Genomic DNA, 23,903 nt, shown 5'->3' on the forward strand with positions numbered 1-23,903 from the left:
AGCGGGCCGACCCCTGGATCACCAAGGAGCACCGATGACCGCCATCGCCACCCGCACCCCCGCCCGCGTCCTCGACCTCTGCGCGCTGACCCCGGGGACGATCGTCGAGGCACGCCGCAGGAACGAAGTGCACTACCGCGGGTGCGTGGAGGACACCGCGCCCGGCCCCGGCGTCGTCTGGATCCGCGACGACCTGGCCGGGCACCGCGCCATGCTCCACCTCGACGAGTACAGCATCTGGCACGTCCCGGCCTGAGCCGCTCCCCCGCAGCACGGGCAGGCAGGGCCGGCCCTCCTAGACTGGAGGGATGACTGCAACCCTCGTGGCGAAGGACCTGTCCGGGGGCCACGCCCACCGCACCCTCTTCTCGAAACTCGACCTCACCGTCTCGCCCGGGGACGTCGTCGGCGTCGTGGGGGCCAACGGTGCCGGCAAGACCACCCTCCTGCGCCTCCTCGCGGGAGCGGACACCCCTCTCGCCGGCACCGTCAGGACCACCCCGACCGATGCCTTCGTGGGCTGGCTCCCGCAGGAGCACGAGCGCGTCGCCGGTGAGACGGTGGCTGCCTACATCGGCCGGAGGACCGGCACGACGGCGGCGACCCTCGCCATGGAGGACGCCGCCGCGGCGCTCGGGAGTGGGGCGAAGGGCGCCGACGACGCCTACGCCCTGGCGCTCGACCACTGGATGTCCTCCGGGGCCGTGGACCTCGAGGACCGCATGCCGGCCGTCCTCGCCGACGTGGCGGGAGGCCTCGACCCGGCCACCCCCACGACCGCGCTGTCCGGCGGGCAGCTCGCGCGGGTCGCGCTGGCCGCCCTGCTGCTGAGCCGCTTCGACATCGTGCTCCTCGACGAACCCACCAACGACCTGGACCTCGCCGGGCTGGACCGCCTGGAGTCCTTCATCCAGAATCTGCGTGGGGGTGCGGTCCTCGTCTCGCACGACCGCGAGTTCCTGGCCCGCTGCGTCACCACCGTCGTCGAACTGGACCTCGCCCAGAACAGGGTGGCGGTGTACGACGGCGGGTACGACGCCTTCCTGGAGGAGCGCGCCGTGGCGCGCCGGCACGCCCGTGAGGCCTACGAGGAGTACGCGGACAAGAAGCAGGACCTCGTGGGCCGTGCCCGCACGCAGCGCGAGTGGAGTTCGCAGGGCGTGCGCAACGCCATGAAGAAGAATCCCGACAACGACAAGATCCGCCGGAAGGCGAGCGCCGAGTCCTCGGAGAAGCAGGCGCAGAAGGTCCGCCAGATGGAATCGCGCATCGCCCGGCTGGACGAGGTGGAGGAACCCCGCAAGGAGTGGCAGCTGCAGTTCACCATCGGTGCCGCGCCGCGCTCGAGTTCCGTCGTCGCCACCCTGAACAGCGCCTCCGTCACGCAGGGCGCCTTCACCCTCGGGCCCGTCTCGGTGCAGGTGAACGCGGGTGAGCGCATCGGGATCACCGGCCCCAACGGCGCGGGGAAGTCCACGCTGCTGCGCCTCCTGCTCGGTCACCAGCAGCCCGATGACGGCGCCGGAACGCTCGGCTCCAGCGTGGCCGTCGGCGAGATCGACCAGGCCCGCGGGCAGCTCGACGACGCCCTCCCCCTGGGCGCGGCCTTCGAGTCCCTGGTGCCGGAGATGTCGCAGGGCGAGGTCCGCACCCTCCTCGCGAAGTTCGGGCTGAAGGCGGACCAGGTGCGCGCCGCGGTCGGCTCCCTCTCCCCCGGCGAGCGGACCCGTGCCGGGCTCGCCCTGCTGCAGGCCCGCGGCGTGAACCTCCTGGTCCTCGACGAACCGACCAACCACCTCGACCTGCCGGCCATCGAGCAATTGGAGGACGCCCTCGAGTCCTACACGGGCGCGCTCCTGCTGGTCACGCACGACCGCCGGCTGCTGGAGAACGTACGCCTCGACGAGCGCTGGCACGTGGAGGACGGCAGGGTCACCGTCGGCTGACGCAGCATCCTGCCTCCGCCGGAAGCCCCTCGCCCGAAGCGAACGAACCCTCCCCCGGCTGCGCATCCGTGACAGCATGGACCCCGGAGCGCGCACCTGCCGCTTCCCGGACGAGGGGTGCCGTACCCGGTGTGCGACAAGACGGCCCAGAGAGAGTCATGGCCTGGATCGTCCTCGTAATCTCCGGAGTCCTCGAAGCCGTCTGGGCGACAGCCCTCGGCCGATCGGAGGGCTTCACCCGGCTCGCGCCGACCGTGGTGTTCGGCGTCGCCATCGTCGCGAGCATGGCCGGTCTGGCCTATGCCATGCGGACGCTGCCTATCGGCACGGCGTATGCGGTCTGGGTGGGCATCGGCGCGTCGCTGACCGTCGTCTACGCGATGGCGACCGGCTCGGAGCCGGCGTCGCTCCTGAAGATCGTGTTCCTGCTGATGATCGTCGGCGGCGTCATCGGGCTGAAACTCGCGCACTAGGCCATCCCTTGCGCCAAAACTGAGTATGACCACCCGTTTCAGTTGACGTTCGTCCGACAGGATCGGAGAAGGCTCACAGGGGGGCCACCGACCGGGGGTTGAGCAGAATGCAGCACGACGACACGCTGATGGCCATGGAGTTCGCCGGGCTCTCCGTCTACGAGACGTGGATGCACTACTGCAACGTGGGGGGCGGAATCGACTACTTCGAGTTCGACGCCTACCTCCACGGCGTCCTCGGCCTCGACGCCGTGGATGCCGACGTCGTCTCCCAGGCCGTCAACGAGCTGATCGACGACGTCGTGCCGGCCGAGGAGTCCCGCGGCAAGCGTGCCCCCTACTCGGGGACCGGATGCCCGGTCCCCGCCCTGGCAGATCGGGGCGACGACGGCCCGGTGCACGCACCCTCCATGAGCCCCGGCATCCCGCTGCCTCCCGGGGCCACGCTGGAACTGCTCGGCGAGATCCTCGACGGCGGCGTCCTGAACCGCTCCGTCGCGGGCGGGCGGGCGTAGGTTCCTACCCGCGCGGTTCCCGCTCGAGCGCGGCGTCGTGCTCGGCATGCGCCGTGCGGATCAGCTCCATGAACTCGGTCTCGTTCCGGATGAGGCGCTTGAACTTCTCGGGCAGCTTCCTCAGGCCCTCCTCCTCGGCGCACAGCCTCGCGAAGATCTTCTCGCGCTCCGCCATGTCGGTCTCGTAATTGAGGTCCAGGTACTCGGAGGCGTGCCGCTTCGCCCCGGAGATGGCGTTCTTCGCCCGCCCCTTGGGACTCAGGACCGAGGCCAGGACGGTCACGACGAGCACCCCGAGGATCACACCCAGGGAGAGCCCGGTACTGATCTCGACCACCTCGACGTGCTCGCCGCCGTTGATGAACGGCAGGGTGTTCTCGTGCAGCGCGTGGAGGATGAGCTTCACGCCGATGAACCCGAGGATCACGGCGAGGCCGTAGGAGAGGTAGATCAGGCGGTCCAGCAGCTCGTCGATCAGGAAGTACAGCTGCCGCAGGCCCATGAGCGAGAAGGCCGTGGCCGTGAACACGATGAACGTGTTCTGGGTCAGCCCGAAGATCGCGGGGATGGAGTCGAGGGCGAAGAGGATGTCCGTGGCCCCGATCGCGATCATGACCAGCAGCATCGGCGTGAGGACGCGCTTGCCGTTCTCGATGGTGAACAGCTTGTCGCCGTCGTAGTGCTCGGACGCCGGCAGGAGACGCTTGGCGAGCCGGATGATGAGGCTGTCGCCGTCGTCGTCGTGCGCGTCCGGCTTCAGCAGGTTGCCCGCGGTCAGCAGGAGGATCAGACCGAAGATGTAGAACACCCAGGCGAAGCTGTTGATCAGCGCGGCCCCCAGGAAGATGAATCCGGTGCGGGCGATCAGCGCGAACACGATGCCGAACAGCAGCACCTTCTGCTGATCGGCGCGGGGCACCTTGAAGCTGGCCATGATGATGAGGAAGACGAACAGGTTGTCCACGGAGAGCGCCTTCTCCGTGACGTAGCCGGCGAAGTACTCGGTGCCCATGGTCGTCCCGCCGAACACCAGGACGCCGATCCCGAACAGCAGCGCGATCCCCACGTAGATCGAGGACCAGATCGCAGACTCGCGCAGCGTGGGGCTGTGCGCCTTGCGCACGTGGAAGAAGAAGTCGAACAGCAGCAGCCCGATGATGCCGATCATCGTGCCGACCCAGACGTAGAACGGTACTTCCATGCTGCGCATCTCCCGTCGTCGTTGGTGTGGTCCTCGATTGTCCCGCTAACGGTACGGGCACGCCCCTAGACTGGCGCAGTCCCTACCTTTATGACGAGGAATGCCCATGAGCCCGATGATGTGCACTGCGGTGCTGCGCGCCGCCGACCTGCCCGTTCCCTATGCGACGAGCGCCCCGCTGTCCCTGGAATCGGTTCCCGTTCCAGCACCGCGCCGGGGCGAGGTGCTGGTGCGGATCGCCCGGGCGAGCCTGTGCCACTCGGACCTGTCCGTCATCAACGGCTCCCGCCCCCGCCCCCTGCCGATGGCACTCGGCCACGAGGCGACCGGCGTCGTGGAGGACGTCGGTGACGGCGTCGTCGACGTGCGGGTCGGCGACCACGTGGTGCTCGTCTTCGTGCCCGCCTGCGGGGAGTGCCGCGCCTGCTCGGCCGGCCGACCGGCACTCTGCTACCGGGGCGCGGAGTCCAACGGCAGCGGCGACCTGCTGCACGGGCCCGCCCTGCTGCGCGACGCCGGCGGCGCGCGCATCAACCACCACCTCGGCGTCTCGGCGTTCTCGCAGTACGCCGTCGTGGCCCGCGAGTCGGTGGTCGTGATCGACGACGACGTCCCCTTCGACGTCGCCGCGATGTTCGGCTGCGCGGCCCTGACCGGGATCGGCGCCGTCCTGAACACCGCCGCCGTCCGGGAGGGGCAGTCGGTGGTCGTCTTCGGCCTCGGCGCGGTGGGCCTCATGGCCGTGATGGCCGCGGCCCAGATCCCCGGTACCACCGTCATCGCGATCGACCCGCTCGCCTCCAAGCAGGAGCTCGGCCTGCGCTGCGGAGCGCAGCACGCCGGTGCCCCGGAGGAGGCCTCCGACCTCGTGCGGGGCGCCACGGACGGCGGGGCCGACGTCGTGATCGAGGCGGTGGGCAGCGCCCGTGTCATGGAGGCGGGCCTGCAGCTGCTCGCCCGGGGCGGCGCCCTCGTGTCCGTGGGCCTGCCGCACCCCGACCAGGAGATCTCCACGCAGGCCCTGCAGTTCGCCGGGCTGGGACGCCGCCTGCTCGGCTCCTACATGGGGGACGCCGTCCCGGAGCGGGACATCCCCGCCTACCTGCGGCTGTGGCGGGAGGGGCGCCTGCCGGTCGAGCTCCTCCACACGGACACCCGGCCGCTGGAGGACCTCAACGAGAGCCTCGACGCACTCGCCGAGGGACGGGTGGTACGGCGGATCTTCACGCTCGGCTAGGGCCCGGGCCCGGGTCGCCGCGCCCTCCGAAGCGTGCTTACCATGTGGTCGGCACGTCTATCCAAAGGAGAACGACAATGCAGCAACGCTCGCTCGGCGGTACCCCGGTCAGCGCCCTCGGCCTGGGCGGCATGCCCATGTCCATCGAGGGACGTCCCGACGAGGACCGTTCCATCCGCACCATCCACGCGGCGCTCGACGCCGGCGTCACCCTGGTCGACACCGCGGACGCCTACCATCGCGACGCGGACGAGGTGGGCCACAACGAGCTGCTGATCGCGAAGGCCCTGGCGCACTACGGCGCGGACAGCTCCGGCGTCCTCGTCGCGACCAAGGGCGGGCACCTCCGGCCGGGCGACGGCTCGTGGACGCTGAACGGCCGCCCGGAGTACCTGAAGGAGGCCGCGAAGGCCTCGCTCAAGCGGCTCGGCGGGGACGCCATCGGCCTCTACCAGTTCCACCGGCCCGACCCCGAGGTCCCCTACGAGGACTCGGTCGGTGCCCTCAAGGACCTGCTGGACGAGGGTGTCATCCGCCTGGCGGGCATCTCCAACGCCACCGTGCACCAGATCCGGAAGGCGAACGAGATCCTCGGCGGCGCCCTGGCCTCGGTGCAGAACCAGTTCTCCCCGGCGTTCCGTTCCAGCGAGGACGAGCTCGTGTACTGCGGCGAGAACGGCATCGCCTTCCTGCCGTGGAGCCCGCTCGGCGGCATCAAGAAGGCCGGCGGACTCGGCGAGCAGTTCACGCCCTTCCAGGAGATCGCCGACGCGCACGGCGTCAGCCCCCAGCAGGTGTGCCTGGCCTGGGAACTCGCCCTCGCGCCGACGGTCATTCCCATCCCGGGCGCGTCCCGCCCCGAGAGCATCCAGGATTCGGCCCGTGCCGCGGAGCTCGAGCTGTCCTCCGACGAGATCGCGATGCTCTCCCGGACCGACTAGCCGTACTGCCCAGGGACCTCCGGTCGGCCGTCCCTGTCGGTGGCGTCCGGCTGCATCGCGACGGCGCGGATGGGCGCGCCGTCCGTCCCGGCCAGGGCCAGCGGGAGCACCGATACCAGGGGTCGGTCCCATGTGACCTGCGCCAGGTTCGCCAGGTTCTCGACGATCACCCCGTCCGCCCCGAGGAAGACGGTGTGGAACGGCAGGTCGTCCCCGTTGTCGAGGGTGGCGTCCGGGTTGAGGGTGTCGACGCCGACCACCGTGATCCCGGCGGCGAGCAGCCGCCGGGCCACCTCGGCCGCGAGGACCGGGTGCTCGAGGTAGCGCTGGGAACCGAAGTGCTCGGACCAGTCGGTGCGGAACAGCACCATGGCGACGCCGTCGAGGTCCTCGAGCTGCTCCGCCACGGAGGACCACCCGATGGTCTCCCGGGGCGCACGGCCCGTGCACCGCACGATCCTCGCGGGCCCCACGAGCCGTGACAGGTCGATGGCGTCCACCGCCCGCCCTCCGGGGATGGAATGGAGGGGCGCGTCGAGGTGGGTCCCGGTGTGGGAGCCGGCGTGCAGGGACGCCACCTGGTAGCCGTCCTCGACCACGGTGGCCACCGTGGTCAGCGTGACCTCCGGGTCGCCGGGATAGACCTGCATCCCGGTATGGACCGGCTGGGACAGGTCAACGATCAGCACGGGCGGGGCCTTCGTCCGGCAGGTCGAGGAGATGGACGTGGGGGCGCCGCGTGCGGTCGATCCGGCCGGTGGCCGCGGCCCAGGCCAGGTACAGCACGGCCGAGAGCACGAACGTGGGGATCGTGGCACCGATCGGGCTCGGGACACGGTAGGTCAGCACCAGGGAGGCGCCGGCCCCGACCAGCCACACCAGCACGGCGGCGATGTTGACTCCCCCGCGGTACCAGTACTCCCCGCCGCGGGCGCGCAGGATGTCACGGCCGTAGTGGCGCGACTTCACCACGTAGTAGTCGACGAGCATGACGGCGAAGACCGGGATGAACAGCGCGCCGATCACCGTCAGGAAGGCGGTGAACTGGTCGAGGAGCGCCAGCCACGTGGAGCCGAGGACCGAGATCACGCCGAGGACGATCGCCGTCGGCAGGAAGGTGACGCGGCGCGACGGCGCCATGTTCACCACGGAGGCGACCATCCCGTAGACCACCATGGTGTTCGTGGCCATGACGGACAGGAAGATCACGACGGCCAGCGGTGCGCCGAACACCGCGACGATCACGGTGGGATCGAAGGGAACGGCCTCGCCGCCGTCGAGCACCACGTAGCCGATGGCCGTGGCCCCGAGGGTCATGGCGAGGACCGTGGACAGGACGTAGCCCATGCCGGAACCGATCATGCCGGCCGACTGCGTCCGGGCGAGGCGGTTGAACTCGGCGGAGAGCACGGTCCAGGAGATGGCGGTCGCGATGACGACGTCGAGGGTCGCGATGGGCGTCCATCCGGCGGCGGCGTCCTGCGGGATCGCTGCGAAGTCCGCGGGACCGTAGGCGAGGAATGCCGTGGTGAAGATGTAGGCCATGAAGGCGAGGATCACGAGGGCGAGCCATGGCTCCACGCGGGCGATGCCCGTGTGCCCGAAGATCGCGAGGCAGACCACGAGCAGCTGGCAGAGGACGGAGAACAGGACCGGGCTGGAGAACCCGGTGGCCTGCTCCACGAGGAAGTTGACCGTGACCCCCGCGAGCATCGCCTGGACCCAGCTCCAGCCCATCAGGATGATCACGTTCGCGGCGACCGGGAGGAAGGATCCGCGGAGCCCGAAGGAGCCCTTGGTGAGCGACATCGTGGCCAGGCCGGTCCGTGTGCCCATGTTCCCGACCAGCACCAGCACCGAGCCGCCGATCAGGGTCCCGAGGACGATCATGCCGACCGCGAGCCCCCAGCTGATACCCGGGACGAAGAGCGTCCCGGTGAGCAGGGTGGTGACGACCAGGTTGGCGGCGAGCCAGATCATGCCCATGCGCGCGGTCCCGAGCGTGCCGCGGAGGGGACCGTAGCCGTCGGAGTTCTTGTCGAGGTGGTCGGACAGGCGCCGATACGCCGAGGTCCGGGTGGCCTGCGTCATGCGGCGCTCTCTTCCGTGGTGTCCTGGGGGGCGGGGCCCAGGTGTTCGTGGACGGCCTCGATGGAGGACCCGGCACGGCGGAACACGATCGTCTCCCGCTCGCTGGTGGTCTCGCTCGCGCCTCCGACCGAGGTGGTCGTGCGGACGTCATGGGTGAAGACGGCCGTCGTCCCGAACACCTGCACGCGCGGGGCGCCGCTGATGCACTCCGTCACGCGCCAGCCGTCGGCGATCCATCCCGCCCACAGTTCCTCGTAGGCGGCCCTGTCCTCGAGCCGGCGGGGCTCCGTGTGGAACACGAAGGTGGCGTCCGGGGCGAAGCACCGGAAATAGGCTTCGGTGTCGGTCGCGCGGAAGGCGGCCACGAGCACGTCGGCCGCCGCGAGGACCTCGACCTCCGTGAGGACCTCATGGGGTGGGTTCAGGTCAGGCATGTGCCCTCTCATCTCTCGAAGTTGTCCCCCAGTGAACTTTTGTTGTCAGGTGATCTTGTGTGACGTGGACTTCATTGTCAAAGCACGCCCAGGGGCCGAACAGCGCGTTGCTAGGGTGAAGGCATGTCCTCCTCCCCCGTCGCCCTCATCACGGGCGCCTCCCGCGGCATCGGCCGTGCCATCGCCGACGAGCTCGGCACCACGCACCATCTGCTGCTCGGCGGGCGCGACGTCGCAGCCCTCGCGGAGCTGTCGTCGTCGTTCCCCTCGGCGGAACCGTTCGCCGCCGAACTGCGTGATTCCGGCCAGGTGGCTGCCGCGGTGGCCGGCATCCCGCGACTCGACGTCCTCGTCCACTCCGCGGGCGTCCTGCGGATGGGCTCGGTGGCGGACCTGTCCGACGACGCGTGGCGTGAGAGCTTCGAGGTCAACGTGTTCGCCGTGGCCTCCCTCACGAGGGCACTGCTGCCGGCCCTGCGCGCCGCCGGCGGCCAGGTGATCGCCATCAACAGCGGCTCCGGCTACAGCTCCGGGGCGGGCTCCGCCGCCTACAGCGGCACCAAGTTCGCGCTGCGCGCCCTCACGGATGCCCTGCGCGAGGAGGAGCGCCGGCACGGCGTCCGCGTCAGCTCCATCCACCCCGGCCGGGTGGCCACGGACATGCAGGAGGAACTGCATGCCTGGGAGGGCAAGGACTACCGGCCCGAGGCGTGGATCCAGCCGGACCAGGTGGCCCGGGCCGTGCGCCTCGCCGTGGACGCGACCCGCGAGTCGACGATCGAGACGCTGAGCATCCGGCCCTCCGGCATCGCGCTCGCGTAAAGCCGTTCGATCAGCCCCCGTGGACCACGCGGGGCTTCCCGAACTGCGTCTGCACGCCCGGCGAGAACAGCACGGACTCCGGCGGACCGTCCACCTGGAGCCCCGCGGCGGCGAGCAGCCCGTCGTCGAACTCCGTCAGGACGGCCGGGTGGAGCGGCCACGGCGTGTGGGTGTTGGGGATGTAGAGGGTGCGTCCGGCGAGGACGCTGTGCAGCCCGAAGCGCGCCGTGAGCTCCAGGGACAGTGCGTCCTCCGCCGTCGTCGCCGGGTCCGGTCGCACGGCGAAGCGGGACGAGGCCTGCCGCCGGTACCGGACGACGTCGTACCCGTACTCCCGGCGTGCACCCTCCCCGCGCGCGACCGGCGCGCACTTCGACCACACGTACGGGATGCCGCCGGCGCGGGCGGCGAGGACGACGGCCAGGCGGGAGGCATCCAGCGTCACGAACACGACGCCGCGGGTGCCGTCGGGGCCCCGCGAATAGAGCCGGACGTTGATCTCGGTGAAGGACCCGAAGTACGGGACGGGCAGGCCGCGGCCCAGCCCGGCGCCGACCATCCGGAAGCCGATCAGGCCCACCCAGGACGAGCCGTCCACCACGTCCGGCACGACGCCGGGCGGCATGAAGCCGGCCACGGCCGCGGCGTCGATCCGCCAGTGCAGGAAGACGGCGTCCGCCCAGTACTGGTCCATGATCACGGGGCGTGGCAGCTCCGGGGCGAGGTACCGGTCCGGGTCCCGGTGATGATCGGTGGTCATGACAGCGGCTCCCCACAGTCCTCGGGTTCCCCGGCGAACCGGTACCAGTCGGGCAGTGCGGCCGTGAACTCGGCGCGGACCGCCGGATCCTCGACGACGGTCCAGTCCACGGCCGAGCCCACCTCGGGTTCCACCTTGTTCCACTCGAACCAGTTGACCATCGCGAGCCGCGGGAAGCGCTCCCGGATGCTCGGGTCGAACACCTGCTGCCACCAGGCACGCTTGATGTTCAGGGTCCGCAGGTTGCCGATGTCATCATCGACGAGCGCCGCGGTCTCCGGGATGGCGACGGGCTTGCCGTGGCCCACGCCGTAGTCGGCGTAGAAGTCCGGGAGCATCGATTCGTCGCCGTTGTCGCCGTCGTAGGTACCGGTGAGCTGGGCGGCGAACTTGCCCTCCTCCGGCATCTCGCTCTCACCCCAGGGGTAGGCGCTCCCCCAGTGGTAGAGGGACATGCCCACCCAGTCGACGGCGTCGTCGCCGGGGTAGTAGGGCGCATAGGGGTCGTCGAGCGCGGTCAACGCACCGTCCCCGGTGGTGTCGAGCGCCGCGAAGCCGGCGGCTCCGGGCCGGGACTCCTGGGCGCCCCCGGCGAAGGGGTAGCCGCCGCCGTAGTTCGGTGCCCACATCATCGCGGACCCCGGGGCGGCCCGGTGGACGGCGTCGGCCACGCGGCGGAAGGCCGCGATGTACTCGTCGGGCTGCTGCCCCCAGGCGTACCAGGAACCGTTCATCTCATGGGCGAACCTGACCACGACCGGAACCCCGTTGGTGTTGAAGCCCGCGAGCAGGGCCGCGAGTTCCTCCGCGCGGTCGTCGGTCACCGCCGCCAGCCCGTGCACCGGCTCCAGCGTCAGCAGGAGGGTGGCTCCCGTCTGTCGCACCTGCTCGGCGGCAGCACTGATGAGATCCGGGTCCTCGGGAGCGAAGGGGAAGTCGGCGAAGGTCACGGCGACGGCCGGGCGGTCGCCGAGCTTGTCCGAGTACTCGGCGAGGGTCTCCCTCCCCCACTCCAGGTTCACGCCCATGAGCGTGCCGTCGGCCGGTGCAAGGTTCCGGCCGTCGATGGGGTCGCACGGGACGGCGGCGGGGTTGATGTTGCAGGCGCACAGGCACAGGAGCACCAGCGCCATGACGAGGCGCGCAAGGTTTGAGACCACGGGGACAATCTACCGTCGGAGGGGCGGTGCCCGGCGCGGAGGCCCGCCTCGGTGCGGCGGACGGCCCCGGTGCGGCGAGCGCTAGAAGGCATAGCGGATCCGGCAGTAGGGCAGCTGCGCGGCGGCGAGGCGGAGGAACTCGTCGAGGTAGCCCCGCTTGTCGTAGGCGACGTAGCGCACGTTCGTGAACCCGTTCTGGGACTGCTTGGTCTCCTGGAGGTCCGGCCGCCAGAGGATCTCCTCGGCCTGCGGGTGCCACCCGAGGTTGACCTCGTGCAGCTGCTGGTTGTGCGTGAGGAAGACGACCTCCGCCGCGAGCTGCCTCCTGGCCGCGGGCGAGAGGGCGGCGTCGAGCTGGCCGAAGAGTTCACGCCAGTCGTCCTGCCACCCGGGCGTGATGATCACCGGGGAGAAATTGACATGGACCTCGTAGCCCGCCTCCACGAAGTCGTTGATCGCGGCGATCCGCTCCGCGACCGGCGTGGTGCGCACGTCCACGGTGCGGGCGAGCTTCTCGGGCATCAGGGAGAAGCGGATGCGGGTGCGTTCCCGGGGGTCCCACGCGAGCAGGTCCCGGTTCACGTACTTGGTGGCGAAGGAGAGTTTGGCGGTCGGCAGGTCCCGGTACAGGTCCACGAGGTCCCGCACGTTGTCGCTGACGAGCGCGTCCACCGAGCAGTCGCTGTTCTCCCCGATGTCGTACACCCAGGCGTGCTCGTCGCACTGGTTGGGTTCCAGCTTCATGCCCTGCCGCGCCACGTGCCGTTCGAGGTAGCCGCTGATCTGATCGATGTTGGCGAACACGGTGATGGGGTTGCTGTAGCCCTTGTGGCGCGGGACGTAGCAATAGGCGCACGCCATGGCGCAGCCGTTCGCCGTCGAGGGCGCGATGAAGTCCGCCGACCTCCCGTTGGGTTTCGCGGTGAGCGACTTCTTGACGCCGATGATCAGCGCCTCGGTCTTGATGCGGACCCATCGGCGGACGTTCGCCTCGTCCCCGCTCAGTTCCGGGATGCGCCAGTGGCTCGCCACCTCGACGACGTCGGCATCCGGCCACCGTGCGAGGATCTCCTGGCCGCGGGGCAGGACAGCCGCGGCCGGCTCGACATAGATGCGGCTGATCTGGAGCAGCCTGTTGGCCTGGAGCATGCAACCCCTCGCGGTGTCCGGTGGTGCATCGACCGTACCCGCCGCCACCGACACTTCCGGCGCACCGGCACCCGGTCTACTGTGGCTGCACGGGTGCCGACGGCGCGCCCCCGGGGAAAGGTGGCCGGATCGTGGCCGAATTGCTGACACAGCCGACGGATCAGGACCCGCGCTCCTTCATCGAAGCGATCGCGCATCCGACACGGCGCGCCGATGCGCTGGTCCTGCTCGACCTCATGGGGCGGGTCACGGGCGAGCGCGCCGTCATGTGGGGTCCCTCGATGATCGGTTTCGGCCGGTACCACTACCGGTATGCGTCGGGGCACGAGGGCGATGCCCTGTCCGTCGGGTTCTCGCCGCGGACCACGGCGCAGGCACTCTACGGTCTGCTCGCGGCACCCGGGGCGGAGGATCTGCTGCCACGCCTCGGCAAGCACCGGCGGGGCGCCGGGTGCCTGTACATCACCTCCCTCGCGGCCGTCGACCTCGCCGTCCTCGAGGACCTGGTGCGGCGCGGATACGACTTCATGGCGACGGAGCACATCACCTAGCCCGGCGCAGCCCGACGACACACCCCGGGCACCGAACCGCAGGACCACACCGGGTCAGGCACGTGGCGGATCGGTAGTACACTAACCATTCGCGCACACTTCATCCCTGCAAGGAATCCGGAGGACCGATGGCTACGACCCTCGACGAGGATCTCCTGCTCGAGCGGCAACTGTGTTTCGCGCTGTCGGTGGCTTCGAGGAGCGTGGTCGGCGCCTACCGGCCCGTGCTCGAGCGGCTCGGCCTCACCCACCCGCAGTATCTCGTGATGCTCGCCCTGTGGGAGGAGAGTCCCCGCACGGTCCGGAACGTCGGTCGGGCCCTGGCGATGGAATCCGCGACCCTCTCGCCCATGCTCAAGCGGCTCGAGGCGCAGGGACTGCTCTCCCGCACGCGCGTCCCCGGCAACGAGCGGGCCCTCGCCGTCGACCTCACGCCGGCGGGCCGCGATCTTCGCTCAGCGGCACGCCAGGTACCCGCCACCATGATGGAACGGCTCGGGTTGACGCGTGAGCAGGTGGAGACCCTGAACGACGCCATGCACGCCATCATCCGGGCCACGGGGACGGAACTCCCGGGTTCCGCCCGCACCGCACCAGGAGGGAACCCGCGATGAGCAAGAAGGAACCGCTGTCGACCCGCTTCATGCAGGCCACCGGGAAACTCCGGATGTTCTTCGGGCCTGCCCAGCGCGGCAGCACCGCGGGTCCGATCGTCTACCGCGACGACGATGCGCAGAAGGCGCGGCAGGAGGAGTTGCAGCAGTGGACGGTGGTGCGCAACCCGGACGGGTCGACCTACCTCACCTCGAGGCGCGAGCCATGACGGACGGCGACGGACGCACGCTGCGTACTCATCGGTAACATGCGGGATCCGTACGGCATGGGGTCCTGAGGATACGGCCGGGCAATGCCAGACTGTTCCTATCAATGCCTATCTCGCCCCTGAGCGATATCAGGGTGCCGTCATCACACAGACCGAGGCCTCGAACGTATGAGCACACAGTGCCCTCCTGCCAGTACGCCCATGGATGAAGCCACGCCGTACCGGAGCGCGCTCCTCGTGGCGTCCGGTGGCCGGGACGCCCTCGTCCATCAGCTCACGGCCGAGACGGACGCGCTGCTGGAACATCTGGAGGGGACCGTCGCGCGCCTCGCCCTCGCGCACCGCGCGGGCGCTCCCGACACCGAGACGCGGCTGACGGACGACGACGCCTTCGTGTGGGTCCAGCAGTCCATCGAAGACATCGCGGCGACGCTGCGCGGGCTGGTCCTGGAGCGTTCGAGGGAGCACCCGGCCGAGACCCCGCTCCACGCATGCCCGGACCGCGCCTGAGGCGGACCCGCGCGGCGCAGGTCTCCCCGCCCCTGCCAGGGAACGGTGAGTTGGAAGAAGCCTAGATGGACTGGCGGGCGCGGATGCCGGCGCGGCCCATCGCATCGGTGTAGGCCGCCTGGATCTCCTTCAGCCAGAGCTCCTGGTTGACGGGCGTGCCCTTGAACGCACGCTCCCCGGGAGAGCGGACCTCGTAGATCTTGAATCCGCGCTTGGCGATGGCCCGGTTCTCGAGCTTCATGAGCCGGCGCGCTGCCTTGTGCGCGTCGGCGCCGTGCGCCACGAGCGCCGACGCCCGCGGGACCTGCTGCAGGAAGGTGAGCAGGGGTTTCACCCCGTCGGCGATCTGGTCCATGGTGAGCGCCCGCTCCTTGCCCTCGGGCAGGTACCACGGGTGGGCGTTCCACGGCATGAAGGCGTCGGGCCGCAGGCCGACGGCCTCGTAGATTCCCGCCATACGGATGGAACTCGGGTCGTCGTTCTCGAACGAGACGAACCCGGAGGGCAGGGATGCTCCGGGGTTGGAGAAGAGGCTGACGATCTTGCAGCCATCGACGTCGTGGATGGGATCGATGTAGGGCACCGTCGACCCCGGCTTCGACTCGGCCAGGGTGTCACACAGCCGGTTCACGTCCTCGATCTGCGGATCGTATCGCTGTTCCCACTGCTGTGCCCTGTACGTGGGGTCTGACATACGCTGTACCAATTCCGCCTCCTCGCGGACGGCGCCAGAGGTGGCGCGAACGTGTCCGCACCTCCCAGCCTACGCCAGTACCCGACCGGCGTCGCGGCCACCGGGCCCCACCGGGTACGCGACGCCGGTGGAGCACGCGCCGTCGGGGCCCCTGCAGCGGCCCTCCGGCATGCCCCTGTCCGTTCGCAGGGCGCGCCGGCCCGGGGCCGCGGGTGGGTTCAGGACAGGGTCGCGGCGTACGGGTCCCAGTCCTCGGGCAGCGGCTCGGCAGCGGTCGCGGAGCTCGACAGCGAGACGAACTCACCCGTGGCGATGCTCTCCGAGATCGAGACCATCGCGTCGAGGACGTGGTAGGCCATCTGGCCCTGCGCCCGGTGAGGACGCTCCTCCCGCAGGGCCCGTGCCATCTCGAGCACGCCGCTGCCGCGGGTGGACGTCGCACCGACGGCCGGGATCACCTCCGGTTCGTCGGCCCCGCGGCGCGTGAGCAGGAGGTCGCCGGTGAAGGTGTTCGGGTCGGGGAACGCGAGGGTCGCCTCCGTGCCCGTGACCTCGATGAACCCCGCGCGCTGGAGCGGCGAGTCGAAGCTGAAGATGCTCTGCGAGGACCCGCCGTTCGCGAACCGGGCGATCGCGCTGACGTGCGAGGGGACGGTGACGTCGAAGACCTCACCGGCCTTCGGCCCGGATCCGATGGTCCTGGTCTCACGGGAGGTCGACCCGAAGCTCCCTACCTTCGTGATGGCCCCGAAGGTCTGGACGAGGGCGGTCAGGTAGTAGGGGCCCATGTCGAACAGCGGTCCGGCTCCCGCCTGGAAGAGGAAGGCGGGGTTCGGGTGCCAGGACTCGGGGCCCGGGGACTGCATCAGGGTCAGCGCGGTCTGGGGCACGCCGATGTCGCCGCGCGCCACGAGGCGCAGCGCCGTCTGCAGGCCGGCGCCGAGGAAGGTGTCGGGAGCGCAGCCCAGGCGGAGCCCGGCGGCATCCGCGGTCTTGAGCAGGCCGATCCCGCTCTCACGGTCCAGCGAGAAGGGCTTCTCGCTCCACACGTGCTTGCCCGCGTCCACCGCGGCGGTCGCCACCTCGACGTGCGCGGCGGGGATGGTCAGGTTCACGACGATCTCGACGTCGGGGTGGTCCAGCGCGTCCTGGACGCCTCCGGAGGACGGTACCCCGAACTCCGCGGCCCGGGCGGCGGCGACCTCCTCGAACATGTCGGCGACGATGTGCACCGTCACGTCCGGGAAGCCCGTCAGGTTCGTCAGGTATTCCTTGCTGATGACCCCCGCGCCGATGACGGCGACGCCGACGGGCCCGGTGCGCTTCCCTGCTGCACTCACTTCCTTCCCTCCGTCAGGTAGGCCAGGCTGGCGGCGACGGCGGCGAAGATGTCGCCGTCGAAGTCATCGAGTTCGACGACGACGGCCTCGAGCCCGGGGGCGGCGTCGAGCACGTCCCAGACGCGCATGCTGCCGGAGCCGACGGCGACCTGCTCCCTGGTGTCCCTGGTGAGCGGGCCGTCCTTGATGTGGACGAAGCGCACGCGATCGCCGAGGCGGCGGAGCAGCCCGGCGGGGTCCTCGCCGCCGACGGCCGCCCAGTAGGTGTCCACCTCGAGGACGACCTCGGGGTCGAGGTAGCCGGCGAGGACCTCGAGGGCCGAGGTGCCGTCGATGCGCTCCTCGAGCTCGAACTCGTGGTTGTGGTAGCCGACGGTGATGCCGTATCCGGCGCCCTTCCTCGCTGCCGCGTTGAGTGCTTCCGCGGTGGCCCTGATGTCCCCGTCCGAGGTCCAGTGGGAGCGCTCGACGTGGGGGTCGATCACGGTGCCGATGCCGAGCTTCCGTGCGGCCTCGAAGATCTCGTCCTGGTCCGCGCTGAGGAGGGGCGCGTGGCCGGACGGGGCCGTGAGGCCGCTCTCCGCGAGGGCGGCCGCGAGTTCGTCCGCCGTGGCGACGAAGTTGTAGGGCTCGACGGCGGTGTAGCCGAGGTGGGCGACACGCCTGATGGTGCCCGGCAGATCCTCCCCCAGGGCCGTCCGCAGGGTGTAGAGCTGGAGCGAATACGTCACGGGGGGTTCTCCTCGCTGAGAAGGTCGGCACTACTGAACCGGTTCAGCAGTCAGACCGAACCTAGGTGATATCCCAGGGTCGGTCAAGCAGTGCATGGGGTTAGTGTGTAGGCCATGGCCAAGGAAACCATCGCCGGGCTGGCGAAGAGGCTGGGCATCTCGAAGGCGTCCGTCTCCTACGCACTCAACGGCCTGCCGGGGGTCAGCGAACTGACCCGACGTCGTGTCCTGGACCTCGCCGAGGAACTCGACTGGTACCCCAGCTCCTCGGCCCGCGCGCTGTCCCGGTCGCGTGCGGGGGCCGTGGGCATGGTGCTGTCCGCCGATCCCCTGCTCATCGGCACGGAGCCCTATCACATGGGGTTGCTCACCGGCATCGAGACGGCCCTCGCCGAGGGCGACCTGGCCCTGATGCTGCGCATGGTCGGCAACGACCCCGCCCAGGAGCGGGCCACCTACGAGCGCTGGGCCGGGGAGCGGAAGGTCGACGGCGTCCTCGTGTTCGACCTCCTGCTCGAGGACCCGCGACCCGCCCTGCTGGACCGCCTGGGGCTGCCGTTCGTGCTGCACGGGGGCCCCGAGACCGGGACGTCTCCCACCTTCTCCGGGACCACGACGGACCACGCCGTCGACGCCGCGACCGTCGTCGACCACCTCCACGACGCCGGGCACCGCCGGATTGCGCACGTGTCCGGGCCGCACCGCTTCCTCCACGAGGAGGAGCGCATCCGCGGGGTGCGGGAGCGCGCGGCGGGCCACGACATGGAGGTCGTCCAGCACGAGGCGGACTACGCGCTCCGCGCCGGTCACGACGCCGTGGTGACCCTGCTCCGCGCACCGCGGACACCGGTGACGGCGGTGGTGTTCGGCAACGACCTCATGGCGATGGGCGGACTGCTCGCCCTGCGCGAACTCGGCCTGCACTGCCCGGACGACGTCGCGATCATCAGCTGGGACGACTCACTGCACTGCCGGCTCGCGTCCCCCGGGGTCACGGCCCTGTCCCGGAACCCGGGCCTGCAGGGTCGCGTGGCCGCCGAGCTCCTGCTCGCCCTGCTCGACACCGGCACCATCCAGACGAGGTCCATGCCGCACGGCGAACTCGTGGTCAGGCCGAGCACCGCCGCGGGCTGAGCCGACCGGGCCTGCGCGACACACCGTCCGGGTGCTACGGACCGGTACCAACCGCAAATCCTCACTACACGCAAGATTTCCGCACTCCCACCACTCGTGTCGGACGACGCGGATCCACCTGTGGTTTGCTGTCCCTAGGTTCTTTAGCAATCAGGCGACTTAGTGCACCCCGTGCCGCGACGCCGCCTGGATCACGCCGACGGTCATCAGAAGGTCTCACGCACATGCAGAACGCTCAGATCCCGGCCCTCGGCCGCCTCTCCCCCCGGTCCCCCTCCGGCCCTGCCGTCGCGGCTCCGGGCCGACCGGGCAGCGAGGTGGATGCGCTGCTCCTTCGGGTCGGGCAGGGCGACGCACAGGCATTCGAGGACCTGTACGGGAAGACCGCTGCCCGCGTCCACGGGCTCGCCCGGAAAGTGCTCATCGATGCCGAGATGAGCGCCGAGACGACGCAGGACGTCTTCCTCGCCCTCTGGCAGGGTGCCGCGGCGCGGTTCGATCCCGATCTCGGCACCGGGATGTCCTGGATCATGACCGTCACGCACCGCCGCGCGGTCGACAAGGTCCGGTCCGAGGAATCCCACCGCACCAGGGACCTCACGTGGGGAATCAGGAACCGGGACGTCGACTACGACCAGGTCGCGGACGCGGTGATCCAGCGGTCCGAGACCGCAGCGGTCCGGGCCTGCCTGAGCACCCTGTCCGCCGCGCAGCGTGAGGCGATCCATCTCGCCTACTACGCCGGCCTGACCTACCTCGAGGTCGCCGAACACCTGGGCATCCCCGGGCCGACCGCCAAGACCCGCATCCGGGACGGCATCAAACGCCTCAGGACCTCCCTCCAGGAGGCGCACTGAATGAACACCCCCCGGGTCCACGTCCTATAGTTCTTCGGAGGAAAGCGTTCGACGTCGTCGCCCGCCAGATCCGACGTGATCGACGACCCGGCACGGTTCAGATCGCTGCGGCCGGATCGGCGACCTGAGACCCCCTCGTTCAAGGAGCCAGCCGCATGCCCGACGAAAAGGAACTTGCCCACGAGATGGATCGCGATCCGGTCACCGCACTCCTGCAGGACATGGTCCTCGAAAGCGATGACGTCCAGGATTTCCTCACGGGACTGGCGACCATCGCCTCCGAAGCGTTCAGCAGTGCTTACGGTGAGGTGTTCTGCGGAGTCACGCTCCTGCGCCCACGATCGATGATCACGGTCGCCAGCAGCAGCGACAAGGCTCGCGAGCTCGACGAAGTGCAGTACGGGTTCGACGACGGCCCCTGCCTCCGGGCCGCGCGCACCGGTGAGACCGTGCATGTCCGGGACTTCCTCACCGAGGAACGCTTCCCCGAATACCGTCAGGCCATCGCCTCGCACGGCCTGCGCTCCGCCCTCGGCATCCCCGTCCGGCTCGACGACGGCGCCAGCGCCGGCCTGGACTTCTACTCCACCACCCCGGACGCCTTCGACGCCAGGGGCATCACGGTGGCCGAAGGCTTCGCCCGCGACGCCTCACGCTCCCTGCGGCTTGCCGTGCGGATCGCGAGGCTCAACGAGGACACACAACACCTCAAGGCCGCCATGACGACCCGCACCACGATCGACACCGCCGTCGGTGCCATCATGGCCCAGAACAGGTGCAGCCAGAAGGAGGCTTTCGCGATCCTCCGCCAGGCATCCTCCACGCGCAACGTGAAGGTCTCGGACCTCGCAGCCGGCATCCTCACATCAGTGGGGCAGGCAGAACCGCTGACAACCCACTTCGACCACTGACGGCGACCACGCGTGGCGTGCGCCGGTGGCTCGACCCCTGCGGGGCTGAGCGAACCCCGCTCCCTATCGAGCGTTCTTCCTGCCGGGGAGGTCGCCGCTGCTGATGAGGTGGTCGGCGACGCTCCAGAGTTTCAGGTGGGTGCGCCGGCTGGCCATGGACAGCACGATGAACGCCTGCTCGCCGGTGATCCGGTGGCGTCCCATGTACCGCGCGCACGAACCCGCCCAGGATCGCGTCCGAGTCCGGTTCCCGCTGCAGCGACCGGGCCAACTCCGCCAGTTCCGTGGCGGGATCACGCACCCGCTCACCGCCGACGTCGACAGGTCCGGTTCACAGTTTCCTGAGGACCACGCCGTGCGAGCGATGGTTGCTTCCATACGGGATTGGCTCTTGACTGGGAAGAGTCCTCGGGTCGAGCAAACGGCACTGGGGGCGGCAGGAGTGCAGGGCCTCGCGCCCTGCACTCCTGTTCATACCCGGCTCGCGGCCCACCTCATCGACCGTCGTCGGGAAATATGGCGCGGCAGACCCGCTCAGTCGTGCATCCTGAGACGATGAAGCACACGCCAGGCCATGAGGCGGCCACGAGCTCCGGAGCGTCAGCCGGGATCAGCGCCCTGGTCGGAGCATTCGGTGCGATGGCCGAGGACATCGACCTGAACACCGTCCTGGAGAGGGTCGTGTCCTCGGCCTGCAGGCTCGTCGACGCACGGTACGGGGCGCTGGGAGTGATCGGGCCGGATCGGCTGCTCAGCGCTTTCATCACCGTCGGGCTCGGGAGCGGCGAGGACGGGAAAGCCTCGTCGCTCCCCCGAGGCGGCGGTGGTCCGGCTCCGGCGGGTGCCGGCCCCCTGCCCCTGCCGGATGTACCCCCGCGCCGGAGCGCGGCCGGCTTCCCTGCCCGCCACCCTGAGATGAGCTCGTTCCTCGGAGTTCCCATCCGCATCCGGGACCGGGTCTTCGGGAACCTGTACCTCACCGAGAAGAGCGGGGGAGGAGGATTCACCAGCACCGATGAGGAACTCCTCGTCGCTCTCGCCGCCGCGGCCGCCATCGCGATCGCGAACTCCCACCTGTTCGACGACTCGGTCCGCCGGACCCGGTGGCTCGAGGGCGGCCTCGACGCCGTCCGCGAGATCCTCGACCAGACCGATCCGGTGCGGAGCCATCACGCATCGGTCGCGCATCATGCCCTGCGGGCATCGCACAGCGACGTCGCGCTGGTTCTCCGTGAGATCGGCGACCAGCGAGGGCTCCTCTGCGCGGCGGCGGACGGCCAGGACGCCGCCTCCTTCGCCGGAGCATCCTGGAACTATCCGGCGCTGCTGGAGGATCTGACAGCGGTGTCGCCTCCGCTGGTGCTGACACCGGTGGAGATCGCCCGCCTGATGCCGGGATCCTCGCTTCCTGCTCCGACGACGGCCCTGTGTGTAAGGCTCGCCGGGTCCGGGGAGCGGCAGTACCTCCTCTTCGGGCGCCGCGCAGAGTCCTCGTTCACCGACGTCGACCGGGAGATGGTGCGGACGTTCACGTCCCACGTCTCGTTGGCCCTGGAACTGCTGCGGGCCCAGCGGCAACGGGAACAGGAAGCGGTGTTCGGCGACCGGGACCGGATCGCCCGCGATCTCCACGACCTGGTCATCCAACGACTGTTCGCGACGGGCCTGAGCATCCAGGTCCTCCGCAAGCACCTCTCGGACCGCAGGGCGCTCGACCGCATCAGCGTGGTGACCGCCGAACTGGACGCCACGATCAGGGAGCTGCGCGACACCATCTACTCCCTCCGCTCGGTCCCGCGGATCGCCTCGACCTTCAGCTCCGGAGTCTTCGCCCTCGTAGCGGCAGGGGCCGAGAACTACTCCCTCCAGCCCGTGCTGCACCTCTCGGGCCCCCTTGACGCCACCGTTGGCCCCGAGGTGGCCGAACACGTCAACGGGGTCCTCCGGGAGGGGCTGTCCAATGCCCTCCGACACGCTGCAGCGCACTCCATCACGATCACGCTGCAGGCCCTTCCGGATCGCCTCGAAATGGGAGTCATCGACGACGGCTCCGGGTTCGTCGAACCGTCCTCGGGCCCCGGCCTGGCGGAGATGCGTCGCCAGGCCGACCTCTGCGACGGCACCCTGTCGATCTCGAGCACCCCCGGCCACGGAACGCGCGTCCTGCTCATCGTGCCCCTGAGTGTCCAGGAGGACGCACTGCCGGAAGCCCGGAAGTAGGGGACGATTGCGGTAGTGTCGGTCTCGCCTCTAGAAGCGGGGCTCCTGGGTTTGTGGCATGTGAATGAGGCACTTCGTGAGTGATAGCAGCAGGTTGGACCCGAACAAGCTCTTCCCGGAGGATCTGACATCGATCGATCGGGATGACCTGGACATCCTGAACAGCAGGAACCACCGCGCGAGGGATGTGCAGTACATCCGCGACGGTGGGGTGGATGCCGAGACCGAAGGGCAGCACCACGAGCTCCGCGAGGAGCTCGATCGCCGCCAGCTGGTCCGTGACACCCCGGTATCCGCCGACGTCGAGGACGGCGCCGACAGCGAGGCGAAGGAAGCCTGAGCCGGCCGACGGCGGCCGCTCCGGTATCCGCTCAGAGCGCTACGAGGGCATCGATGATGTCGCCGGTCTCCGTGCGGTCCGTGTAGTCCGCGTGCACGTCGATGAAGCGGATGGTGCCCGTCGCATCAGCCACGATCACCGTGGGGAACGGGATCCTCAGGGTCCGGTCCACGTTGGACCCGGCGACGTCGATGCCGAGGGCGATGCGCGCCAGCGTCGACTCGGGGCTGGGCACTGTGACGATCCCGAGCCGCGAGGCGAGGTTGTTCCCCGCGTCCGAGTAGAGCGGCAGATACAGTCCCGACTCGTGCGCCATCTTCTGCGCGATCTCCGGGTCCTGCGGGCTGATGGCGATGAGTCGCGTCCCGAAGCTCTCCGCGAGGGGGCTCAGTTCCCGCTGATAGGTCTGCAGGGCGATGTTGCAGTAGGGGCACCAGGCGCCGCGGTAGAAGACGATGATCGCGGCCGCGGACCCGAGAACCTCCCGCAGGGGCGCCGGGCGCCGGTGGCCGTCGTACAGGAGGACATCGGGAAGCTTGTCCCCTACGCGGGCCATCCCGTCCGGGAGCCCTGCACGACGGAGCTCCTCCTGCTCCAGCTCGAAGACCTCCGCGAGCGCCGGACCGACCTGCGCCTCGAACGTCGGCGTGAACTCGTCCACCTGCGCCGCGATCGTGTCCGTGAACTTCTGCTTCTGCTTCATTTCTTCCCCCTCCGCCCATCCACGACGGGAGCCTCGAGCCTGTCGCTGTTCCAATTGTGGTGCAGAGCACACGAATTCCCAAGGCCACGGGCGCGTCGCCCCGGTGTCCGGAGATCCATTCCCCTGGGGCCGGGGGCCGCCCGGGACGCGCCCTGCGGAAGATCTGCCGCAATCCTTTGCCACTGCCCGGCGGATTCCGGCCCCGGCGCTGCAGGTATGCGAGGACGATGGACTGGGCCCCGCAGCATCGCGAGGGGCCGCCATGTCCGGGCGACCGCTCCACGACAAGGGCAAACCCGGCGCGAGCCGGGGACGCAAGGCCACGGGACCCTCGCGGTCGGCCGGACCACCCAACCAGCG

At 69.9% G+C, this 23,903-nt stretch carries 28 protein-coding genes and 2 riboswitches; of the genes, 16 read left to right on the forward strand and 12 right to left on the reverse strand.

Features of this window, described 5'->3' with window-relative positions:
* Positions 1 to 34 precede the first annotated feature (34 nt).
* From RY94_RS03950 to RY94_RS16615, 4 genes are all read left to right on the forward strand, one after another.
* Positions 35 to 256 (forward strand): hypothetical protein, encoded by a 222-nt coding sequence (locus RY94_RS03950; RefSeq protein WP_043442023.1) that lies wholly within the window; start codon positions 35 to 37, stop codon positions 254 to 256.
* Between the two features lie 52 nt (positions 257 to 308).
* Positions 309 to 1,946 carry an ABC-F family ATP-binding cassette domain-containing protein gene (locus RY94_RS03955; RefSeq protein ID WP_043442026.1) on the forward strand — a complete coding sequence of 546 codons (1,638 nt, stop codon included), beginning with the start codon at positions 309 to 311 and terminating at the stop codon, positions 1,944 to 1,946.
* 85 nt (positions 1,947 to 2,031) lie between these two features.
* Positions 2,032 to 2,097, forward strand: a riboswitch (guanidine-III (ykkC-III) riboswitch).
* Between the two features lie 7 nt (positions 2,098 to 2,104).
* Positions 2,105 to 2,419 (forward strand): DMT family transporter, encoded by a 315-nt coding sequence (locus tag RY94_RS03960; protein ID WP_043442029.1) that lies wholly within the window; start codon positions 2,105 to 2,107, stop codon positions 2,417 to 2,419.
* A gap of 107 nt (positions 2,420 to 2,526) precedes the next feature.
* Entirely contained in the window at positions 2,527 to 2,934 is a 408-nt protein-coding gene (locus RY94_RS16615; protein WP_052273909.1) for a hypothetical protein, read from the forward strand.
* Between the two features lie 4 nt (positions 2,935 to 2,938).
* Here RY94_RS16615 and RY94_RS03970 read toward each other — a convergent pair whose 3' ends face one another.
* Positions 2,939 to 4,135 carry a TerC family protein gene (locus RY94_RS03970; protein WP_043443505.1) on the reverse strand — a complete coding sequence of 399 codons (1,197 nt, stop codon included), beginning with the start codon at positions 4,133 to 4,135 and terminating at the stop codon, positions 2,939 to 2,941.
* Positions 4,136 to 4,241: 106 nt separating this feature from the next.
* Between RY94_RS03970 and RY94_RS03975 the strand changes: the two genes are divergently transcribed.
* Positions 4,242 to 5,372 (forward strand): alcohol dehydrogenase catalytic domain-containing protein, encoded by a 1,131-nt coding sequence (locus RY94_RS03975; protein ID WP_442853433.1) that lies wholly within the window; start codon positions 4,242 to 4,244, stop codon positions 5,370 to 5,372.
* A 77-nt stretch (positions 5,373 to 5,449) separates the two neighbouring features.
* Entirely contained in the window at positions 5,450 to 6,313 is an 864-nt protein-coding gene (locus RY94_RS03980; RefSeq protein WP_043442032.1) for an aldo/keto reductase, read from the forward strand.
* Here the strand turns inward: RY94_RS03980 and RY94_RS03985 are convergent.
* The 3 genes from RY94_RS03985 to RY94_RS03995 are packed head-to-tail and all read right to left on the reverse strand — an operon-like array spanning position 6,310 to position 8,838.
* Complete coding sequence (locus RY94_RS03985; RefSeq protein WP_052273910.1) at positions 6,310 to 7,002, reverse strand: cyclase family protein; 693 nt, start codon at positions 7,000 to 7,002, stop codon at positions 6,310 to 6,312. The genes RY94_RS03980 and RY94_RS03985 overlap by 4 nt on opposite strands.
* The gene (locus tag RY94_RS03990) at positions 6,989 to 8,404 is read right to left on the reverse strand and encodes a purine-cytosine permease family protein (RefSeq protein ID WP_043442041.1); all 1,416 of its coding nucleotides are present in this window, start codon (positions 8,402 to 8,404) and stop codon (positions 6,989 to 6,991) included. Before RY94_RS03990 ends, RY94_RS03985 begins: the two co-directional genes overlap by 14 nt.
* Positions 8,401 to 8,838, reverse strand: coding sequence for a nuclear transport factor 2 family protein (locus RY94_RS03995; protein ID WP_043442043.1), 438 nt, complete (start codon positions 8,836 to 8,838; stop codon positions 8,401 to 8,403). Before RY94_RS03995 ends, RY94_RS03990 begins: the two co-directional genes overlap by 4 nt.
* 123 nt (positions 8,839 to 8,961) lie before the next feature.
* Between RY94_RS03995 and RY94_RS04000 the strand changes: the two genes are divergently transcribed.
* On the forward strand, positions 8,962 to 9,660 hold the full coding sequence (locus RY94_RS04000; protein ID WP_043442045.1) for an SDR family oxidoreductase: 699 nt from the start codon (positions 8,962 to 8,964) through the stop codon (positions 9,658 to 9,660).
* Between the two features lie 10 nt (positions 9,661 to 9,670).
* Here RY94_RS04000 and RY94_RS04005 read toward each other — a convergent pair whose 3' ends face one another.
* The 3 genes from RY94_RS04005 to RY94_RS04015 form a co-directional block, all read right to left on the reverse strand.
* On the reverse strand, positions 9,671 to 10,420 hold the full coding sequence (locus tag RY94_RS04005; RefSeq protein ID WP_231554405.1) for a YqjF family protein: 750 nt from the start codon (positions 10,418 to 10,420) through the stop codon (positions 9,671 to 9,673).
* Positions 10,417 to 11,580 (reverse strand): glycoside hydrolase family 26 protein, encoded by a 1,164-nt coding sequence (locus RY94_RS04010; protein ID WP_231554406.1) that lies wholly within the window; start codon positions 11,578 to 11,580, stop codon positions 10,417 to 10,419. Before RY94_RS04010 ends, RY94_RS04005 begins: the two co-directional genes overlap by 4 nt.
* Positions 11,581 to 11,661: 81 nt before the next feature.
* Positions 11,662 to 12,729, reverse strand: coding sequence for a spore photoproduct lyase family protein (locus RY94_RS04015; RefSeq protein ID WP_043442047.1), 1,068 nt, complete (start codon positions 12,727 to 12,729; stop codon positions 11,662 to 11,664).
* Between the two features lie 131 nt (positions 12,730 to 12,860).
* Here RY94_RS04015 and RY94_RS04020 point away from each other — a divergent pair, with 131 nt between their 5' ends.
* The 4 genes from RY94_RS04020 (at position 12,861) to RY94_RS04035 (ending at position 14,613) form a co-directional block, all read left to right on the forward strand.
* Positions 12,861 to 13,280: a DUF1801 domain-containing protein gene (locus RY94_RS04020; protein WP_043442049.1), complete on the forward strand. Its 420-nt coding sequence runs from the start codon at positions 12,861 to 12,863 to the stop codon at positions 13,278 to 13,280.
* Positions 13,281 to 13,408: 128 nt separating this feature from the next.
* Positions 13,409 to 13,894 carry a MarR family winged helix-turn-helix transcriptional regulator gene (locus RY94_RS04025; RefSeq protein WP_043442052.1) on the forward strand — a complete coding sequence of 162 codons (486 nt, stop codon included), beginning with the start codon at positions 13,409 to 13,411 and terminating at the stop codon, positions 13,892 to 13,894.
* Positions 13,891 to 14,103 (forward strand): hypothetical protein, encoded by a 213-nt coding sequence (locus tag RY94_RS04030; protein WP_043442055.1) that lies wholly within the window; start codon positions 13,891 to 13,893, stop codon positions 14,101 to 14,103. Before RY94_RS04025 ends, RY94_RS04030 begins: the two co-directional genes overlap by 4 nt.
* A gap of 201 nt (positions 14,104 to 14,304) precedes the next feature.
* Entirely contained in the window at positions 14,305 to 14,613 is a 309-nt protein-coding gene (locus RY94_RS04035) for a hypothetical protein (protein WP_043442058.1), read from the forward strand.
* A 61-nt stretch (positions 14,614 to 14,674) separates the two neighbouring features.
* Here RY94_RS04035 and RY94_RS04040 read toward each other — a convergent pair whose 3' ends face one another.
* The 3 genes from RY94_RS04040 to RY94_RS04050 form a co-directional block, all read right to left on the reverse strand.
* Positions 14,675 to 15,307, reverse strand: coding sequence for a uracil-DNA glycosylase (locus RY94_RS04040; RefSeq protein WP_043442061.1), 633 nt, complete (start codon positions 15,305 to 15,307; stop codon positions 14,675 to 14,677).
* Positions 15,308 to 15,525: 218 nt separating this feature from the next.
* Positions 15,526 to 16,647, reverse strand: a complete 1,122-nt coding sequence (locus tag RY94_RS04045; RefSeq protein ID WP_043442064.1) for a Gfo/Idh/MocA family protein — start codon at positions 16,645 to 16,647, stop codon at positions 15,526 to 15,528.
* Positions 16,644 to 17,378 (reverse strand): sugar phosphate isomerase/epimerase family protein, encoded by a 735-nt coding sequence (locus RY94_RS04050; RefSeq protein ID WP_043442066.1) that lies wholly within the window; start codon positions 17,376 to 17,378, stop codon positions 16,644 to 16,646. The genes RY94_RS04045 and RY94_RS04050 overlap by 4 nt, the downstream gene beginning before the upstream one ends.
* A 114-nt stretch (positions 17,379 to 17,492) precedes the next feature.
* Here RY94_RS04050 and RY94_RS04055 point away from each other — a divergent pair, with 114 nt between their 5' ends.
* The 3 genes from RY94_RS04055 (at position 17,493) to RY94_RS04065 (ending at position 20,280) form a co-directional block, all read left to right on the forward strand.
* On the forward strand, positions 17,493 to 18,512 hold the full coding sequence (locus tag RY94_RS04055) for a LacI family DNA-binding transcriptional regulator (protein ID WP_043442068.1): 1,020 nt from the start codon (positions 17,493 to 17,495) through the stop codon (positions 18,510 to 18,512).
* A gap of 224 nt (positions 18,513 to 18,736) precedes the next feature.
* Complete coding sequence (gene sigK, locus RY94_RS04060) at positions 18,737 to 19,369, forward strand: ECF RNA polymerase sigma factor SigK (protein ID WP_052273911.1); 633 nt, start codon at positions 18,737 to 18,739, stop codon at positions 19,367 to 19,369.
* Positions 19,370 to 19,524: 155 nt separating this feature from the next.
* Positions 19,525 to 20,280 (forward strand): GAF and ANTAR domain-containing protein, encoded by a 756-nt coding sequence (locus RY94_RS04065; protein WP_231554407.1) that lies wholly within the window; start codon positions 19,525 to 19,527, stop codon positions 20,278 to 20,280.
* Between the two features lie 63 nt (positions 20,281 to 20,343).
* Here RY94_RS04065 and RY94_RS17655 read toward each other — a convergent pair whose 3' ends face one another.
* Entirely contained in the window at positions 20,344 to 20,484 is a 141-nt protein-coding gene (locus tag RY94_RS17655) for an ANTAR domain-containing protein (protein WP_156135009.1), read from the reverse strand.
* 351 nt (positions 20,485 to 20,835) lie between these two features.
* On the opposite strand from RY94_RS17655, the gene RY94_RS04070 reads away from it, so the two are divergent.
* Complete coding sequence (locus tag RY94_RS04070) at positions 20,836 to 22,500, forward strand: GAF domain-containing sensor histidine kinase (RefSeq protein ID WP_197060586.1); 1,665 nt, start codon at positions 20,836 to 20,838, stop codon at positions 22,498 to 22,500.
* A gap of 76 nt (positions 22,501 to 22,576) precedes the next feature.
* On the forward strand, positions 22,577 to 22,840 hold the full coding sequence (locus RY94_RS04075; protein ID WP_197060587.1) for a hypothetical protein: 264 nt from the start codon (positions 22,577 to 22,579) through the stop codon (positions 22,838 to 22,840).
* Between the two features lie 31 nt (positions 22,841 to 22,871).
* On the opposite strand, the gene RY94_RS04080 is transcribed toward RY94_RS04075, so the two are convergent.
* The gene (locus RY94_RS04080) at positions 22,872 to 23,543 is read right to left on the reverse strand and encodes a peroxiredoxin-like family protein (protein WP_043442080.1); all 672 of its coding nucleotides are present in this window, start codon (positions 23,541 to 23,543) and stop codon (positions 22,872 to 22,874) included.
* Between the two features lie 279 nt (positions 23,544 to 23,822).
* Positions 23,823 to 23,897, forward strand: a riboswitch (cyclic di-GMP riboswitch).
* Positions 23,898 to 23,903: the final 6 nt, after the last annotated feature.

It is taken from the genome of Arthrobacter sp. L77, from assembly GCF_000816565.1.
Taxonomy (GTDB): domain Bacteria; phylum Actinomycetota; class Actinomycetes; order Actinomycetales; family Micrococcaceae; genus Arthrobacter_D; species Arthrobacter_D antioxidans.

Coding starts and splice junctions, on each gene's coding strand:
- RY94_RS04055 (WP_043442068.1), top strand. CDS start 17,493: ATGGCCAAGGAAACCATCGCCGGGCTGGCGAAGAGGCTGGGCATCTCG.
- RY94_RS04080 (WP_043442080.1), bottom strand. CDS start 23,543: ATGAAGCAGAAGCAGAAGTTCACGGACACGATCGCGGCGCAGGTGGAC.
- RY94_RS04040 (WP_043442061.1), bottom strand. CDS start 15,307: ATGTCAGACCCCACGTACAGGGCACAGCAGTGGGAACAGCGATACGAT.
- RY94_RS16615 (WP_052273909.1), top strand. CDS start 2,527: ATGCAGCACGACGACACGCTGATGGCCATGGAGTTCGCCGGGCTCTCC.
- RY94_RS03975 (WP_442853433.1), top strand. CDS start 4,242: ATGAGCCCGATGATGTGCACTGCGGTGCTGCGCGCCGCCGACCTGCCC.
- sigK (WP_052273911.1), top strand. CDS start 18,737: ATGCAGAACGCTCAGATCCCGGCCCTCGGCCGCCTCTCCCCCCGGTCC.
- RY94_RS03950 (WP_043442023.1), top strand. CDS start 35: ATGACCGCCATCGCCACCCGCACCCCCGCCCGCGTCCTCGACCTCTGC.
- RY94_RS03970 (WP_043443505.1), bottom strand. CDS start 4,135: ATGGAAGTACCGTTCTACGTCTGGGTCGGCACGATGATCGGCATCATC.
- RY94_RS04035 (WP_043442058.1), top strand. CDS start 14,305: ATGGATGAAGCCACGCCGTACCGGAGCGCGCTCCTCGTGGCGTCCGGT.
- RY94_RS04070 (WP_197060586.1), top strand. CDS start 20,836: ATGAAGCACACGCCAGGCCATGAGGCGGCCACGAGCTCCGGAGCGTCA.
- RY94_RS03990 (WP_043442041.1), bottom strand. CDS start 8,404: ATGACGCAGGCCACCCGGACCTCGGCGTATCGGCGCCTGTCCGACCAC.
- RY94_RS04065 (WP_231554407.1), top strand. CDS start 19,525: ATGCCCGACGAAAAGGAACTTGCCCACGAGATGGATCGCGATCCGGTC.
- RY94_RS04000 (WP_043442045.1), top strand. CDS start 8,962: ATGTCCTCCTCCCCCGTCGCCCTCATCACGGGCGCCTCCCGCGGCATC.
- RY94_RS03980 (WP_043442032.1), top strand. CDS start 5,450: ATGCAGCAACGCTCGCTCGGCGGTACCCCGGTCAGCGCCCTCGGCCTG.
- RY94_RS17655 (WP_156135009.1), bottom strand. CDS start 20,484: ATGGGACGCCACCGGATCACCGGCGAGCAGGCGTTCATCGTGCTGTCC.
- RY94_RS03960 (WP_043442029.1), top strand. CDS start 2,105: ATGGCCTGGATCGTCCTCGTAATCTCCGGAGTCCTCGAAGCCGTCTGG.
- RY94_RS03995 (WP_043442043.1), bottom strand. CDS start 8,838: ATGCCTGACCTGAACCCACCCCATGAGGTCCTCACGGAGGTCGAGGTC.
- RY94_RS04015 (WP_043442047.1), bottom strand. CDS start 12,729: ATGCTCCAGGCCAACAGGCTGCTCCAGATCAGCCGCATCTATGTCGAG.
- RY94_RS04025 (WP_043442052.1), top strand. CDS start 13,409: ATGGCTACGACCCTCGACGAGGATCTCCTGCTCGAGCGGCAACTGTGT.
- RY94_RS03955 (WP_043442026.1), top strand. CDS start 309: ATGACTGCAACCCTCGTGGCGAAGGACCTGTCCGGGGGCCACGCCCAC.
- RY94_RS04005 (WP_231554405.1), bottom strand. CDS start 10,420: ATGACCACCGATCATCACCGGGACCCGGACCGGTACCTCGCCCCGGAG.
- RY94_RS04030 (WP_043442055.1), top strand. CDS start 13,891: ATGAGCAAGAAGGAACCGCTGTCGACCCGCTTCATGCAGGCCACCGGG.